At 76.3% G+C, this 15,896-nt stretch carries 7 protein-coding genes; 2 read left to right on the top strand and 5 right to left on the bottom strand.

Going from position 1 to position 15,896, the window contains the following annotated elements:
- Entirely contained in the window at window positions 1–711 is a 711-nt protein-coding gene (locus ACSNOB_RS00230; protein WP_436684394.1) for an SAM-dependent methyltransferase, read from the top strand.
- A 104-nt stretch (window positions 712–815) separates the two neighbouring features.
- On the opposite strand, the gene ACSNOB_RS00225 is transcribed toward ACSNOB_RS00230, so the two are convergent.
- The 4 genes from ACSNOB_RS00225 to ACSNOB_RS00210 are packed head-to-tail and all read right to left on the bottom strand — an operon-like array spanning window position 816 to window position 11,277.
- Window positions 816–1,109, bottom strand: a complete 294-nt coding sequence (locus tag ACSNOB_RS00225; protein WP_436684392.1) for a phosphopantetheine-binding protein — start codon at window positions 1,107–1,109, stop codon at window positions 816–818.
- 1 nt (window position 1,110) lies between these two features.
- The gene (locus tag ACSNOB_RS00220; protein ID WP_436684390.1) at window positions 1,111–4,200 is read right to left on the bottom strand and encodes a non-ribosomal peptide synthetase; all 3,090 of its coding nucleotides are present in this window, start codon (window positions 4,198–4,200) and stop codon (window positions 1,111–1,113) included.
- Between the two features lie 14 nt (window positions 4,201–4,214).
- Complete coding sequence (locus tag ACSNOB_RS00215; RefSeq protein WP_436684388.1) at window positions 4,215–5,723, bottom strand: AMP-binding protein; 1,509 nt, start codon at window positions 5,721–5,723, stop codon at window positions 4,215–4,217.
- A 1-nt stretch (window position 5,724) separates the two neighbouring features.
- Window positions 5,725–11,277: an amino acid adenylation domain-containing protein gene (locus tag ACSNOB_RS00210; protein WP_436684386.1), complete on the bottom strand. Its 5,553-nt coding sequence runs from the start codon at window positions 11,275–11,277 to the stop codon at window positions 5,725–5,727.
- Window positions 11,278–11,418: 141 nt separating this feature from the next.
- Here ACSNOB_RS00210 and ACSNOB_RS00205 point away from each other — a divergent pair, with 141 nt between their 5' ends.
- Window positions 11,419–14,220: a condensation domain-containing protein gene (locus tag ACSNOB_RS00205; RefSeq protein WP_436684384.1), complete on the top strand. Its 2,802-nt coding sequence runs from the start codon at window positions 11,419–11,421 to the stop codon at window positions 14,218–14,220.
- 81 nt (window positions 14,221–14,301) lie between these two features.
- Here ACSNOB_RS00205 and ACSNOB_RS00200 read toward each other — a convergent pair whose 3' ends face one another.
- Entirely contained in the window at window positions 14,302–15,741 is a 1,440-nt protein-coding gene (locus ACSNOB_RS00200; protein ID WP_436684382.1) for a protein adenylyltransferase SelO, read from the bottom strand.
- Between the last annotated feature and the right edge of the window lie 155 nt (window positions 15,742–15,896).

Here is a 15,896-nt window from a genome sequence, read left to right as displayed (position 1 = left end):
GTGACTGACCAGGATCTGAAGCCGTACCTGGCCGCCGCCGCGGCCAACCTGACGTACAACGCGCCGCTGGGCCGGGAGCGGGCGGCGGACCTGATCCGGCGGCTGGCCCCCACCGGGGCGTCCTGGCGAGCCCTGGACCTGGGCTGCGGCAGCGGCGAGTTGCTCCTGCGACTGTGCGCGACCCACGGCATCGCCGGTGACGGGGTGGAAAGCGACGCCGACGCCGTCGCACGGGCCCGCCTGCGCGCGACCGAGCTGGGAGTCGCCGACCGGGTCACGTTCCACAGTGTGAATGCCGCCACCTGGGACCGGCCCGCGGACCTCGTCGTCAACATCGGCGCCGGCCACATCTGGGGCGACACCACGCAGGCCCTCGCCGCGCTGCACCGCCTCACCCTGCCCGGCGGCCGACTGCTGTTCGCCGGCGGCTTCTACCAGGCCACCCCCAGTGACCGGGTCCGCGAGACGTTCGGCGAGCTTCCCGACCTGTCGGGCCTGACCCGGCTCACCGTGGACGCCGGGTTCCGGCCCCTGCACGTCGCCGTGTCGACCCTCGCCGAGTGGGACGACTTCGAGTCCGACTGGCGTGCGGGCATCGAACACCTGCGCACGCCGGGGGCACGGGCGTTCGCCGACCAGCGGCGCGACGAGTACCTCGACGGCTACCGCGACGTCCTCGGCTTCGGATGGCTGGTCCTGACCCCGGCCTGATCACCGGCCCGCCCCGCACGACCGACCGCCCCGGAGGTCGTCGAAGCTCGGCCGGTCGGTCGAGTCGACCACCACCGGGCCCGGCCGTCCTCCGACACGGCGGATCAGCTCAGCTGCCCGCCCACCTCGGCGGACCCGGTTGCTGCTCCGCCGGCCCCGGCCGCGCCCACCAGCGCCACCAGGTCGTCCAGGGTGTCCAGGGGGCGGCCGGGGCCGTTCAGCTCCACCTCGACGCCGTACTCCAGCTCGATCGCGTCGACCAGGCGCAGCAGGCCGAGGGAGTCCACCCCGAGGGCGACCATCGACCCGCCGGCCAGCACGTCGGCCGCCGCGACCTCCCCGGCCGTGGCCTCGCTCACCAGCTCCGCGATCCGCTCGCGCAGGTCGGTGCCACCCATGTCAGAACTCCTTTGCGGACTGCCGGACGATCTCGGCGATCTCGGCGATGGTCGGGGTCTCGAAGAAGTCGTCCAGCGGCACCTCGACCCCGAGCCGCTGCTGGATCCGGCCGCTGATCCGGGTGATGGTCAGCGAGTGCCCGCCCAGGTCGAACAGGTCCTCGTGCACCCCGATGTCGGGAATGCGCAGCACCTCCTGCCAGATCTGGCGCAGCTGCTCCACCACCGGGTCGTCGCCAGTCGCGTCGGCGGCGGTCCCGACCGGGTCCCGGGGCGCCGGGGCGGGCAGCGCGGCCCGGTCGACCTTCCCGTTCGGGCTCAGGGGCAGCCGGTCGAGCGCCACGTAGTCGGTGGGGAGCACGGCCTGCGGCAGGCTCAGCGCCAGGTGCTGTCGCAGCTCCGCCGGCTGCGGGGCGGCCCCGGCGCGGCCCACCACGTACGCGACGAGGCGCGGCTCGCCAGCGTCGTGCCGCAGCGCGGTGGCCGCCGCGGCCACGCCCGGATGGTCGAGGAGCCGGGCGTCGATCTCCCCCAGCTCGACCCGGTGCCCCCGGATCTTGACCTGGTCGTCGAGGCGACCGAGGAACTCGATCCGCCCGGCGGGCAGCCACCGGCAGCGGTCGCCGGTGCGGTAGAGCCGCTCGCCGGGCAGCCCGAACGGGTCCGGCACGAACCGCTCGGCGGTGAGGTCGTCGTGCCCGAGATAGCCGGCGGCCAGCCCGGCCCCGGCCAGGTACAGCTCGCCGGGCAGCCCGAGCGGCACCGGTCGGCGGGCCTCGTCCAGGACGTACGCCCGCACGTTCGGCAGCGGCCGACCGATGGTGACCTCGTCGGGATCGGCGGGGATCTCCGCCATGGTCGCGTAGACGGTCGCCTCCGTGGGGCCGTACCCGTTGACCAGGCGGGCGGTGCGGGCTCGCAGGTCGCGCGCGAGGGCCACCGGCAGCGCCTCCCCGCCGGCGACGGCGACCAACGACGGCGCGGTGCCCCCGGCGTCCGGGGCCGGCGCGCCGAGACCGGCGTCCAGCAGCACCCGCCAGCCGGACGGGGTGGCCTGGGCGTGGGTCACGCCACTGTCGCGGAGGAGCCGCAGCACGCCCGCACCATCCAGCGCGCTGACGGCCGAGGCGACGACCACCCGGCCGCCGGTGACCAGCGGCAGGAACACCTCCACCGTGGAGATGTCGAACGACAGCGACGTCAGGTGCAGCCACCGGTCCCGTGGCCCGCTGCCCAGCAGGTCGCGGACGCCCAGCAGCAGGTTGGCCAACGCGCCGTGCCGCACCGCCACGCCCTTGGGCCGGCCGGTCGAACCGGAGGTGTAGAGCACGTACGCGAGGTCGTCGGCGTCGGGAAGCCCGTCGGCGGGTCCGGTCCGCTCCGGGAGCGGACCGTCGAGCAGGTCGGTCCCGTCGAGGGCGAGGGTGGGCCGGTCCGTCCCGACGGCGGGACCCGTCACGACCAGCGCCGGGGCGGCGTCGGCGAGGATCGCCTCCCGCCGGGCCGGCGGGAGGCCCGGGTCGACCGGCAGGTAGGCGGCGCGGCAGCGCAGCACCGCCAGCACGGTGACCACCGCCTGCCAGGAGCGGTCCAGCGCGACGGCCACCAGCGCGCCGGGGCCGACCGCGCGCCGGCGCAGCAGCGCGGCGAGCCGGAGGACGGCGGCGTCGAGCTGGGCGTAGGTCAGCGTCCGGTCGCCGTCGACCAGGGCCGGCGCGTCCGGTTCGGCGGCGACCCGGGCGGCGAACAGGGCCGGCACCGTCACGGCGGGGTACGCCCGGGCGGTGTCGTTGCCGGCGCGGGTGACCCGGTCGAGTTCGTCGGCGGGCAGCAGCGGCAGGTCCGCCACCGGGCGGTCGGGGTCGGCGACCACGGCGGCGAGCATGGTGCGCAGGTGCCCACCGATCCGGCGTACGGAGTCGGAGTCGATGGCCGCGGGGCTGTGCTGGAGGCTCACCGTGACACCCGTCGGGGCGTCGACGATCTGCACGTGCAGGGCGTTGCGGGCGGCGCCGCAGAACAGGGTCCACTCGACCTCGCTGGCCACCCCGGGGAACGCCGGTTCCGCACCGCGCCGCCGGTAGGCGACGCTGACCGGGGTGAGGGCCGGGGCGGGCCGCAACCCGGGCACGGCGTGCGCCAGCGGTACGGCGCGGTGCCGGTACACCTCGCGCAGCCGGGCCCGGACGGCGAGGGCGTGGTCGCGGAACGTGCCCCGCGCCGGGGCGACCGCGACGGGCAGCTCGTTGACGAACAGCCCGACCCGGTCGGCCTGGTCCGGGGTGCGGGTGGACAGGGCCACCCCGACCGGGGTGCCCTGGTTGCCGTAGCGGTCGAGCAGGGCGTGCAGCACGGCGAACAGCAGCTCGAAGCGGGTCACCCCGATCGACCGGGCGGCCCGGTCCACGCCGTCGACCAGGCCGGCGGGCAGGTCCAGGGTCACCGCCTCGCCGGGCTCCGCGCCGGTCGGCAGCCGACGCAGGCCGGGCAGGACGACGTCGCCGGGGCCGGACCAGTGCCGCGCCCAGTGGTCGCGGGCGGCGGGCAGGTCGGCCGCGACGCGTTGCTGCTCGGCGGCGGCGAGGCCGGCGTACCCGTCGGTGTGGGTCGACGGCGCGGCCGGGCCACCGGCGCGGGCGGCGGCGTAGGCGGCGGCCAGGTCGCGCACGAGCACGTCCTTCGACGTGCCGTCGAAGGCCAGGTGGTGCGCGGTGACGAGCAGCAGGTGGGTGCCGTCTGCGCCGGTCAGCAGGGTGAACCGGGCCAGCGGGCCGGTGCCCGGGTCGTGCGGGCGGGCGATCTCCTCGGTGACCCGGGCGTCGGTCCACTCCCCCACCGCGACCGCCGGGCCGGTGTCCGCCGGGGCCAGGTGGGGGACGCCGGCGTCGTCGGTGACGACGCGGGCGGCCAGGACCGGGTGCTGTTCGGTCACCGCGGCGCACGCCGCGACGAGGGCCCGACGGTCGAGTTCGGCGGCGAACCGTATGCCCAACGCCATGTGGTAGGCCGTGCCGGCGACGCCGGCCTGCTCGGTGAACCAGACGGCGTGCTGCGCGGAGGTCGCCTCGGCGGTGCCCACATGTGCTCCCATGGTCGTGCTGGTGGTCAGTTGTCGAAGAGGTCGGTGAGCTGCCGCTTGAGCACCTTGCCGCCCTCGTTGCGGGGCAGCCGGTCCAGCAGCAGGAGCCGGGCGGGCAGCTGGTAGTCGGCCAGCCGGTCGGCGAGGAAACCGCGCAGCACCGGCAGGGACAGCCCGTCCGGGCCGGTCGGCGGGCGGGGCACGACGGCGGCGGCCACGGCCGAGCCGAGCACCGGGTGCGGGACGCCGACGACGGCCGCCTCGGCGATGAGGGGGTGCTCGTGCAGGGCGGCCTCGACCTCGATGGTGGAGACCTTGAACGCGCCGGTCTTGATGACGTCCTGGTGCCGGTCGGTGAGGTACAGGTAGCCGTCGGCGTCGATCCGGCCGACGTCGCCCATCCGGACCCACCCGTCGCGGAAGGTGGCCCGGTTGGCCGCCTCGTCCCGGTAGTACGCGCGGGGGTGGGGAGCGCGCAGCCACACGTCGCCGGTGGCCCCGGCGGGCAGCGGGTTCCCGTCGGCGTCGGCGACCATCAACTGCCCGCCGGCCGGCCGCCCGACCGCGTCCCGACGGGACGGGTCGTAGATCATCGTGGTCTGGGCCGGGGCCGCCTCGGTCGAGGTGTAGTAGTTGACGATCGTGGCCTGCGGGAACGCCTCGGCCAGCCGGGCCGCGACCGCCGGGGCGAGCGGGGCGGCGGTGGAGCCGATGAGCTGCACGCCACCGGTGTCCCGCCCGTGCAGCGCCCCGGAGTCGAGCAGCTCGACGGCGATCGACGGGACGACGAACACGGTCCCGGTGCCGGGCGTCTCGACCAGCCGGGCGAACCGGGCCGGGGTGAACCGGGGCAGGGTGAGCGCGGCGGCCTTCGCGGTGAGCGCGTTGACCAGCATGGTCTGCCCGGCGTTGGTGCCGATGGCGAACGCGTGCAGGAACCGCTGCGAGTGGGCCAGCGCCAGCCGGCGCGGGTGTGCCGGCGCGCCCACGGTGAGGTTGGCGTGGCTGGCGGCCACCCCCTTCGGGCGGCCCGTGGTGCCCGAGGTGTAGAGGATCTGGGCGAGGTCGCCCGGGCGGGGGCCGGCGCTGTCGAGGGCGGTTCCGGGGCCGGCGAGCAGGTCACCGGCCGTCCAGGTCGCCACGCCGGGCGGGACCGGCGGGACGGTGGTGTCGTCGCCGTGCACAACGGCGGTGGCCGCGCAGTGGGTCAGGGCGTACCCGAGTTGCCCGGCGGCGAGCCGGTCGGACAGCGGCACGGCGACGCCGCCGGCCCGCAGCACCCCGCAGTACGCGACGGCGAACCGGGTCCAGTCGCGGGCGCCGAACAGCAGGCCGACCCGGTCGCCGTGGCGCAGGCCCCGGCGCCGCAGCGCGGCGGCCACGGCGGTCGCGCCGGCGGACCACTGGGCGAAGGTCAGCGTCGCCACGTTGTGCACCTCGACCGCGACCTGGTCGGGGTGCAGGCTGGTGCGCCAGTCGAGCAGCTCGGGCACGGTACGGAGAGCGGCCCGGCCGGTGGTCGTCGGGGCGGTCATCTCAGGCGGCCCGCCGCCCGGCCGTGGCGGCGGGCGCCCGACGGTCCCGGGCACCGGCGACCCGGGCGCGGCGCTCCTCGATGCCCACCAGGTCGTCCGGCGGCGCGTCGGGCACCTCGTCGTCGAACCGGGCGAGGGTGGGCGTGAGCAGCGACACCAGCGCCGTCAGCGCGATGCAGACCCCGAACAGCACGTACAGCAGGCCGTGGCCGCGGCCCGGACCGACGCCGATCACCGCGCCGACCGTGGCGGCCAGCGCGCCGTCGGGCAGCAGCATCGGCTCGGCGACCCGGGCGGCGAACGGGGCGACGACGCCCCAGCCCAGCGGCAGGGTGGACTGCGCGACCATCTGGTTGAGCGCGAAGACCCGGCCGTGCGCGCGCGCCGGCACCTTGGTCTGGATGATCGTGTGGTAGACGCCGTTGACGATGCCGAGGGCCAGGTACATGCCGAACGCGCCCGCGCCGATGAGCAGCAGGTTCGGTCGCAGGCCGGTCAGCACGGCCGCCCCGGCGATGCCGCAGGTGCCCAGCAGCACCGCCCGCATCCGGCGCCGGCGGGGGCCGCCCCAGACCAGCATCACCAGGCCGCCGACGGCCGCGCCGACCCCGCCGGCGAGCGCGACCCGGGCCACCTCCTCCAGGTCGGCGAAGCCGAGCACGAGCGGGGAGAGCAGGAACAGCACCGGGAAGAGGAAGAAGTTCAGCGCCGCGAAGAACGCCAGCATGGCGCGGAACTCCCGGCGGCGCAGCGAGTACCGGAAGCCGGCCACGATCTCGGCGCCGATGCCCTCGCGCCGTTGCAGCGCCAGGGTGCGCGGGAACCGCACGGCCGCCAGGACACCCATCGCGAACAGGTACGACGCCACGTCGATGAGCAGGATGCCGCGCAGCCCGACGGCCTGCAGCAGGGCCACGGCGAGCAGCGGCACCGTGAACTGGGTGAGGCCGACGGCGGTCTGGGTGAGGCCGTTGGCGTGGCCGAGGTAGCGCTTGGGCACCAGTTGCGGCACCGCCGAGACGAACGCGAGGCGCTGGAACGCCAGCGCCACCGACAGCCACGCCGTCAGCGGGTAGAAGTGCCACACCTCGGCCCGGTCGGCCAGCACGAGCCCGGCCATCACCGCGTTGGCGCCGCCGGCGGCGGCGTTGGCCAACAGCAGGACGCGTCGCCGGCTGCTCCGGTCGACCAGCGCCCCGGCCAGCGGGGCGACGAGCAGGCCGGGCAGCAGGCCGAGTACGGCGAAGAGGGCGAACCGGGCGAGTGACCCGGTCTCGGTGTAGATCCACAGCGGGATCGCGAAGGTGGTCAGCGCGGTGCCCAGGCCGGAGACGATCTGGCCGGTGGCGACCAGGCCGAAGCGGCGCATGCTGGGCGGCGGCGCGGTGTCCGTCGGGGTCCGCGCGCCCGGTGGTGGGGGGCCGGCGGGCCGGTGGGAGACGGCGGCGAGCTGCCAGGCGGGCCGGTCGGCGTCCGGTTCGGCCGGTGCGGGTGGCGGCACGTCGAGGCGCCGGTGTACGGCGGTGACGATCTCGGCCAGCTCGGCGGCGCGGTACTTGAGGAAGTAGTGACCGCCCTCGTCGATGACCGCCAGGGCGGTGCGGTCGGCGAGGAAGTGCCACTCCCGGTACCGCTCCTCGTGGTAGTCGGTGCTGCGGTCGCGGTCGCCGACCACCGAGATCACGGGCGCGCGCAGCGGGGTGACCCGCTGGCGCATCAGGTCGGTGAAGTAGTCCTCGGAGACCTCGGCATCATGGCGCATCGCCCGGACCAGGAACCGGACCTCGTCCGGCGCGAGCGACCCGACGGCGGTGCCCTGCGCCTGCAGCCAGGTGCGGTAGATCCGATCGCTGCGGAGGCGTTCGGCCAGCCGCAGCCGCAGCAGCGGGCCGAGCGGCCCACCGGCCGGCCGGGCGAACGGGAAGACCGCGCCGAGGTACACCGCCAGCAGGTCCCGGCCGGCGGCCTCCAGCCGGCGGGCGACCTCCACGGCCAGCGCGCCGCCGGGGCCGCAGTGTCCGTAGAGGATCAGCGGGCCCTCCACCCGGGCCAGGACCTCCGCGACGACGTCGGCGGCGACGTCGGCGACGGGCGCGGGTTCGTCGGCGAGGCCGATGTCGTGCCCGGGCACGGCCACCGACAGCAGCCGGTACCCGGCCGGCAGCGCGTCGGCCAGCGGTTGGTACACCACGGCGCTGCCGCCGCCGTAGGGGACGCAGAGCAGGGTGGCGACCCGGCCGTCGGCCGGCGCCGGTGGGGTCAGCTCGTGCAGCAGCCCGGCGGGGCCGGCGCCGGCCCCGCCGACGAGGGCGGCCAGCTCGCGTACGGTGCGGTGGCGGAAGAGGTCCATCACGCTGACCGCCGGCGCCCCGGCGCCCACGACGGCGGGCAGCTCTCGGCGCAGTCGGGCCACCACCTGGGTGGCCAGCAACGAGTGCCCGCCCAGGTCGAAGAAGTCCTCCGTGGCGCCGACCTCGGCCACCCCCAGCACGGCCCGCCAGATGCCCGCCACCAGCGTCTCCACCGGCCCGACCGGCGCCACCCGCTCACCGCCCGGCGGTGCGTCGGTCGGCTCGGGCAGAGCCCGCCGGTCCACCTTGCCGTGCTCCTGCAGCGGCAGCCGGTCCAGGACCATCCAGCGGGTCGGCACCATATGCTCGGGCAGCCGGTCGGCGAGGTGGCGGCGCAGGCGCGCCGGGTCCGGCCCGTCCGCGTCGGGCATCGGCTCCAGATAGGCCACCAACCGGTCGTCGCGCAGCAGCACCGCCGCCTGCCGCACGCCGGGGCAGCCCCGCAGGGTGGCTTCGACTTCCCCCAGCTCGACGCGGTAGCCGCGGATCTTCACCTGGTGGTCGCGGCGGCCGAGGAAGACCAGTTGCCCGTCGGCGTTCCAGCGACCCAGGTCGCCGGTGCGGTAGAGGCGGGTGCCCGGGGGCCCGTACGGGTCGGGCACGAACCGCTCGGCGGTGAGGCCGGGCCGGTTCAGGTAGCCGCGCGCGAGCCGGTCGCCGCCGAGGTACAGCTCGCCGGGCACCCCGACCGGCACCGGGCGCATCCGTTCGTCGAGCACGTACACACGGGCGTGCGGCAGGGGCCGGCCGATCGGCACCGGGCCGGTGCGCGGGCTGTCGGCGACCACCTCGTGGGTGGCCACGCCGACGGTGGCCTCGGTCGGACCGTAGTGGTTGAAGACCCGGGCCGGGCCGGCGAGTGGACCGACGCGGTCCAGGTCGGACGCCTCGCCGCCGAGGATCAGCGCGCGGGCGGGCAGCAGCTCGGCCGGCTCGGCGTCGGCGGTGAGCGCCGCCAGGTGCGACGGGGTGATCTTCAGGTAGTCGATGTGCCCGTCGCGCAGCCGCCCGGCCAGCTCGGCGCCGGTGCCGCGGCGGGGCAGCAGGTGCACCGCGCCACCGGTGGCCAGCGCCAGGTAGAAGAGGGTGACGCTGAAGTCGAACGACATCGACTGCAACAGCCCGTACCGGGCGGCCGGGACGACCGCGAACCGGTCGGCCACCCCGTCGAGGTAGCGCAGCACCTGCCGGTGCGCCACGGCGACGCCCTTCGGCGTGCCGGTGGAGCCCGAGGTGTAGATGACGTACGCGAGGTTCCCGCCGGTCGCCCCGGTCTCCGGTGGGGTGTCGGGCGCCGCGGCGGCCTCCACCGCGACCTCGTCGAGGCGGGCCGCCGGGGCCTCGGCGGGCAGCCGGTCGCGCAGGTCCGCGCTGGTGAGCACCACCGTCGGGCGGGCGTCGGCGAGCATCAGGGCCAGCCGGGCGGTGGGCTGCTCCGGGTCCAGCGGCAGGTACGCGCCGCCGGCGCGGAGCACCCCGAGCAGGGCCGCGGCCAGGTCGACGGACTGCTCCAGCAGGACCCCGACCAGGCGCTCCGGGCCCACGCCGCGGGCGCGCAGCGCGTGGGCCAGCCGGTTCGCCCGCCGGTCCAGCTCCCGGTAGCTGAGCGTGTCCGACCCGCAGACCACGGCCGGCGCGTCGGGGGTGGCGGCGACGAAGGGGTCGATCAGCTCGGCCAGGGTGTCCGCCGGGCCGGTGACGCCGGCGCCGGCGGCCGGGCGGTCGGCGCGCTGGTCAGCGCGTGCCTGGCCGGCGCCGGCCCCGCCACGCTCGGGCCGGGCGAGGGCGAGCGCCCGGTCCCGCTCGGCGGGGCCGAGCAGGTCCAGGTCGACGACGGGCAGGTCCGGCCGGGCGACCGCGGCCCGTAACAGCGTCTCGAGGCTGTCGGCCAGCCGGCGTACGGTGGCGGTGTCGAACAGGTCGGTGTTGTGCACGACCATGCCGCGCAGGCCGCCGGGGGTCTCGCTGACGTAGAGCGACAGGTCGAAACGGGCGGTGGCGGCGTCCGTGCCGACGCCCTCGGCGTGCAGGCCGGCGGGCCAGGGGTCGCCGCCGCGGGCGTAGTTCTGGAGGGTGAACAGCACCTGGAAGACCGGGGCGCGGCTGACGTCGCGGGCGACGTTGAGTTCCTTGACCAGTCGTTCGAACGGGATCTCCTGGTGGGCCAGGGCGCGCACCACGGTGGTGCGGGTGCGCCGCAGCAGGGCCGCGAAGCTGGGCTCGGTGGCCGGGGCGTCGGCGGTCGCGGCGACCGGGGAGAGGTCGGCGCGCAGGGCGAGGGTGTTGACGAAGAGGCCGACGAGGTTCTCCAGCTCCGGCACGACCCGGCCGGCGACCGGGGACCCGATGGCGAAGTCACGCTGCCCGCTGTACCGGAACAGCACCGCCTGCAGGCCGGTGAGCAGGGTCATGTAGAGGGTGGCCCGGTGGGCGCGGCTGAGCCGGCGCAGGCCGTCGGTGAGGTCGGCGTCGAGGGTGAAGCGGTGGGTGCCACCGGCGTACGACTGCACGGCCGGCCGGGGCCGGTCGGTGGGCAGCTCCAGCGCGGGCACGCCGGCCAGCGCGCGGGTCCAGTACGCGAAGCCGTCACCGGTGGCCGGCCCGTCGAGTCGGTCCCGCTGCCAGGCGGCGTAGTCGACGTAGTCGACGGCCGGGGACGGGGGTGCGGCGCCACCGTCGCGCAGCGCGGCGTAGGTGGCGGCGACCTCGCCGAGGAGCAGGTCCAGCGACCAGCCGTCACTGACGATGTGGTGCATCGCGAGGTGCACGAGGTGCTCCTCGTCGCCGAGCCGCACGACGAGGGCGCGCAGCAGCGGGGCGTGGCCGAGGTCGAAGGGGGTGGCGACGGAGGCGGCCACCAGCGCGCGGGCGGCGGCCTCCGACGGCGCGGCGGTGACGGTGACCGGCACCCGCACCCGCGGGAGCACGTGCACGACGGGTTCGCCGTCGACGTTCTCGGTGAACCGCATGCGCAGGCTGTCGTGCCGCTCGGCCGTGGCGTCCAGGGCGGCGCGCAGGAGACCCACGTCCAGCGGCCCGCGCAGCCGGGTGGTCGAGTAGACGACGTACGCGGCGGTGCCGGGGGTGAGCTGTTCGGTGAACCAGATCCGTTCCTGGCCGAACGACAGGCGGGGGTCTGCGGGGGGACGGGTGGCGGTCGGCGCGAGGGCAGGGCTCCGCGACGGTACGTCGACGTTGGTCACACGGCGCCTAACTCGGTACGGTGACGGACGGGAGCCATGAGTGTGCACGCCGCGACAAACCCATCGGATCGGCTGATCGGTCCACAGTGGAGTACATGATCGAGCGATCCGGCGCCGGAACGGACCGTCGTACGGTCGGGAATGCGATTCACCGAGATGGTGGTGCCCGCCGAGTGGGCGTCGGAGGCCCTGGTGCAGGCCGAGTTCGCCGGCGCCGGGGCCGGCACGGCGCCGCTGACCTGGGCCCAGCAGGTGCTGTGGCGGGCGCTCACCCGGTTCGGGTCCAACCACCGCTTCCTGAACCTGCGGCGTACCGTGACGGTCTCCGCGCGGGCCGGCGCGGACGTGGCCGCCGCGGCCCGCGCGGTGGGTGAGCTGGTCGGCCGGCACTCCGCGCTGCGCACCCGGCTGCGGCTGCGCGACGGCGAGCCGCGCCAGGAGACGGCGGCGGCCGGCGTGCTGCCGCTGCTGGTGTGCGCCGGTGCCGGCGACGGGTCCGGGGCCGCGCGGGAGGCCGCCGGCCGCCTCGGCGACGTCGCGTTCGACCACGCCGAGGAGTGGCCGCTGCGGGTCGCGCTGGTCACGGTGGACGACCGGGTACGGCAGATCGTGGTGGTGTTCAGCCACACCACGGTGGACGCGCACGCCGCCGAGGTGGTGCTGCGCGATCTGCGGCTGATCCTGCTCCGGGGCGCGCTGCCCACGCCGCCCGGCCCGCAGTCGGCGGAGGTGGCCCGCCACCAGCACGGGCCCGACCGGCGCCGCTCGGAGCGGGCCGTGGCGTACTGGCTGCGCGAGTTCCAGCGCCTGCCCCGCCGGCCGCTGACCCCGACGGGGCCGGGGCTCGACCCTCCGCTGCGCCGGGGTGTCCTGGTCTCCTCCGCCCTCGACACCGCCGCCCGGCTGATCGCCGCCCGGCGACGGGTCAGCGTGTCGGCGGTGTTGCTGGCCGGGTACGCGGCGCTGGCCGCCCGCGAGTCGGGCCACGACCTGTGCGGCCTGTTCCCGATGGCCCACAACCGGTTCCGCAGCCGGTACGCCGACGCGGTCGCCAACCTCGGCCAGATCGGCTTCTGCGTGGTGGACCTGACCGGGCGTCCCGACTTCGACGAGCTGGTGTCCCGGGTCTGGGCCGCGTCCCTGGACGGCCTGCGGCACGCCTACTACGCCCCGCCCGCGCTGCGCCACGCGTTCGCCGCCCAGGGCGTCGACATCGACTCGGCGTTCCTGCCGTACCACTACTTCAACGACGTCCGGCTGCCCGCCGGCGGTGTCGACCCCGCGCCCCGAGCGACCCGCGACGAGCTGCGGACCGCCATGGGCCGCAGCACCTTCTCCTGGGCCGCCGGCCTGCAACAGGCGGCGTGGCACCTGCTGGCCCACGTGGTCGACGAGCCGACCGGGGTCGGCGTCACGCTCACCGCCGACACCCGCCACCTTCCGATGGACGCCGTCGAGCCGTTCCTGCGCGGGCTGGAGGAGCTGCTGGTCGAGGCGGCCTTCGCGGCGGTGCCGTGGCCGTGGTCGTCCGCCCGCGCCGGGCTCCCGGCCGCCGCCGGTCCGGTCGTCCCCGAGGTCGCGGGCGCCGAGGAGGTGGCGTACGCGTCGTTCGCCGGCGGGCGCGACGCGAGCGCTCCGCTGACCTGGGGGCAGCGCGCGATGTGGCGCACGGTCGAGGAGTTCGACTCCCCCGCCGCGTACCGGGTGCTGGGTCTCCCCCGCAGCCTGGCGGTCCCGGCGCGGGCCGAGGTCACCGTCCCCCGCGCGCTGCTCGCCGTCGGCGCGCTGGTCGCCCGGCACGAGTCGCTGCGCACCCGGTTCCGCCGCCGGGACCGCGAGCTGCACCAGGAGGCGGCGGCCACGGGGCGGCTGCCGGTCCTCGTCCACGCCGTGGCCCGACCGGCCGACGACCCGGACGGCCGGCGGGTCGCGGCCGCCCTGAGCGACCGGCTGCGCGAGCCGCGCTTCGACCACGTCGCCGAGTGGCCGCTGCGCGTCGCGCTGGTCACGGTCGACGAGCGGGTACGGCAGATCGTCGTGGTGTTCAGCCACTCCGTCGTGGACCTGCACGCCGCCGGCACCGTGCTGGGCGACCTCCGGGCGCTCCTGCTGCGCGGCGCGCTGGACACGCCGCCCGGTCTGCAGTCGCTGGATCTCGCCGAGCGGGAGCGCGACGTCGCGGTGCGGCGCTCGCAACGGGCGGTGGCGTACTGGGTCCGGCAGTTGGCCGGCCTCACCGGGAGCCTGTCCGACCCGGCACGGCCCACGGCGGCGGCCCGCCACCTGCGCGGCTCGCTGGTGTCCGCGGCGCTGCACCACGCGACCGGCCTGGTGGCGGCCCGGCACGGGGTCAGCACCTCCGACGCCCTGCTGGCGGCGACCGCCGCCGTGCTGGACGCGGGCAGCGGACGGGACGCCTGCGGGATCGTCGTCATGGCCAACAACCGCTTCCAGACCGACCACGACCGCGCCGTCGGCACCCTGAACCAGATCGGGCTCTGCCGGCTGGACCTGGCCGACCGGCCCGGCTTCGCCGAGCTGCTCTCCCGCGCGCGGCGCTCGGCCCTGGACGCCTACCGGCACGCCTACTACGACCCGGCGGCGTGGGAGCACGCGATCACCGAGCTGGGCCACGACCACCGGAGCTTCCTCGCCCCGTTCTGCTACCTCAACGACGCCCGGCTGTCGCGCCCCGCCCGCCCCTCGACCGCCGGCCCGGACGAGGCCGGCCTGCGGGCCATGACGGCCCGGACCGCCTTCCGGTGGCTGCCGGAGCTGGCGGGGTTCCCGTGGCGCTGCCGCCTCCAGGTGCGCGACGCGCCCGGCGCGGTCGAGCTGATAGTCACGGCCGACGCCCGCTACCTCCCGGCCGGGCGGGCCGAGGGGTTGCTGCGCGGCGTCGAGGCGCTGCTGGTCGAGGCGGCCTTCGGCGACACACATTGACGGCGAACACTCGACGCGATCCGCGCCCAGCTGGCCGACCTCCTGGCCGCCCAGCAGGCCCCGGCACCAGGGCGGCCCGCCTCAGGTGCCGCAGAACGTGCGGTAGGCGCCGAAGTCGGGCGGGGCGGCAGCGGCGTAGCGCTCCAGCCCGGGGCGCTCGCGGTAGGGGGCGGTCACGGCGTCCAGCAGTCGTTCGAGCGGGGCAAGCTCGCCGTCGGCAGCGGCGGCGAGCGCCTCCTCGACGAGGTGGTTGCGGGGGATGTAGACCGGGTTGACCAGATCCATCGCGTCGGCGTCCGGGCCCAGGGCACGCCAGCGCGTCAGCCAGTCGTCGATCGCCGCGGGGTCGGGGAAGAGGCGGCGGGCGGGCTCGGCGTGGCCGCGGGCGGCGACGGAGAGCGCGCGGAAGAACGACGTGTAGTCGACGCGGCCGCTCTGCATCAGGGCGAGCAGCTCGTCGACCAGCGGTGCGGCGATGGTGGGGTCGAGGTCGTCGGGCAGGCCGAGCTTGGCCCGCATACCGGCCGTCCAGGCGGCGTGGTACTGACGGGGAAACCGGTCGAGCGACTCCGCGGCGACGGCGACCGCCTGCTCCTCGTCCTCGTGCAGGAGCGGCAGGAGTGCCTCGGCGAGCCGGGCGAGGTTCCACTGGGCCGCCAGCGGCTGGTTGCCGTAGGCGTAGCGCCCACCCCGGTCGATGGAGCTGTAGACGGTGGCCGGATCGAACGCCTCCATGAAGGCGCACGGTCCGTAGTCGATGGTCTCGCCCGAGATGGTCATGTTGTCGGTGTTCATGACCCCGTGGACGAACGCGACGAGCATCCAGCGGGCCACCAGCGAAGCCTGCGCGGTGATCACCGCCTGGAACAGCGCGACGTACGGCCGCTCGGCCCCGGCGGCACCGGGGTGGTGCCGCGCGATCGCGTGGTCGGCGAGGCGGCGGAGCAGGCGCACGTCGCCGGCGCCCCGGGCGTACTGGAAGCTGCCGACGCGCAGGTGGCTGCTGGCGACCCGGGCGAGCACGGCGCCCGGCAACAGGGTCTCCCGGCGCACCGTCTGCCCCGTGGCCACCACGGCGAGGGAGCGGGTCGTGGGGATGCCGAGGGCGTGCATGGCGCGGCTGACGACGTACTCGCGCAGCATCGGGCCGACCGCGGCCAGGCCGTCGCCCCCGCGGGCGAACGGGGTGCGCCCGGAGCCTTTGAGATGCAGGTCGCGGACGCGGCCGTCGGCGTCGACGAGTTCGCCGAGCAGCAGCGCGCGCCCGTCGCCGAGGCGCGGGACGTACCGGCCGAACTGGTGTCCGGCGTAGGCCTGGGCCACCGGGGTGGCGCCGCGTGGCACGCCGGCGCCGACCAGCAGGCGCACGCCGTCACGGGTGCGCAGCCAGGCGGGGTCGAAGCCCAGTTCGCCGGCCAGCGCCTCGTCGAGTACGAGCAGCCGCGGGTCGGGCGGCTCGCCGGCCTGCCAGGGGACGGCCAGCTCGGCGAGTTCGTGCGCGAATCGGCTGCCGAGGGTCACGGAACGTGACGGTGCGGGGCTCACCCCTCGACAGTACGGGGTCTACGGCGGAGCCCCACCCGCCGCCGGCCGGCTCCGTTCGCGCCGTCAGCATGGCCGCCCGGCGAGGCCGGGGCGCGCCTCCGCCACTGGCGGAGTGCGTCTCCTGCGGCGGG

This window comes from Micromonospora sp. URMC 106, assembly GCF_051386395.1.
In the GTDB taxonomy this organism is placed as follows: Bacteria; Actinomycetota; Actinomycetes; order Mycobacteriales; family Micromonosporaceae; genus Micromonospora.
This window is presented reverse-complemented; position numbering and strand designations above follow the sequence as displayed.

Coding starts and splice junctions, on each gene's coding strand:
- ACSNOB_RS00225 (WP_436684392.1), bottom strand. CDS start 1,109: ATGGGTGGCACCGACCTGCGCGAGCGGATCGCGGAGCTGGTGAGCGAG.
- ACSNOB_RS00220 (WP_436684390.1), bottom strand. CDS start 4,200: ATGGGAGCACATGTGGGCACCGCCGAGGCGACCTCCGCGCAGCACGCC.
- ACSNOB_RS00215 (WP_436684388.1), bottom strand. CDS start 5,723: ATGACCGCCCCGACGACCACCGGCCGGGCCGCTCTCCGTACCGTGCCC.
- ACSNOB_RS00205 (WP_436684384.1), top strand. CDS start 11,419: ATGCGATTCACCGAGATGGTGGTGCCCGCCGAGTGGGCGTCGGAGGCC.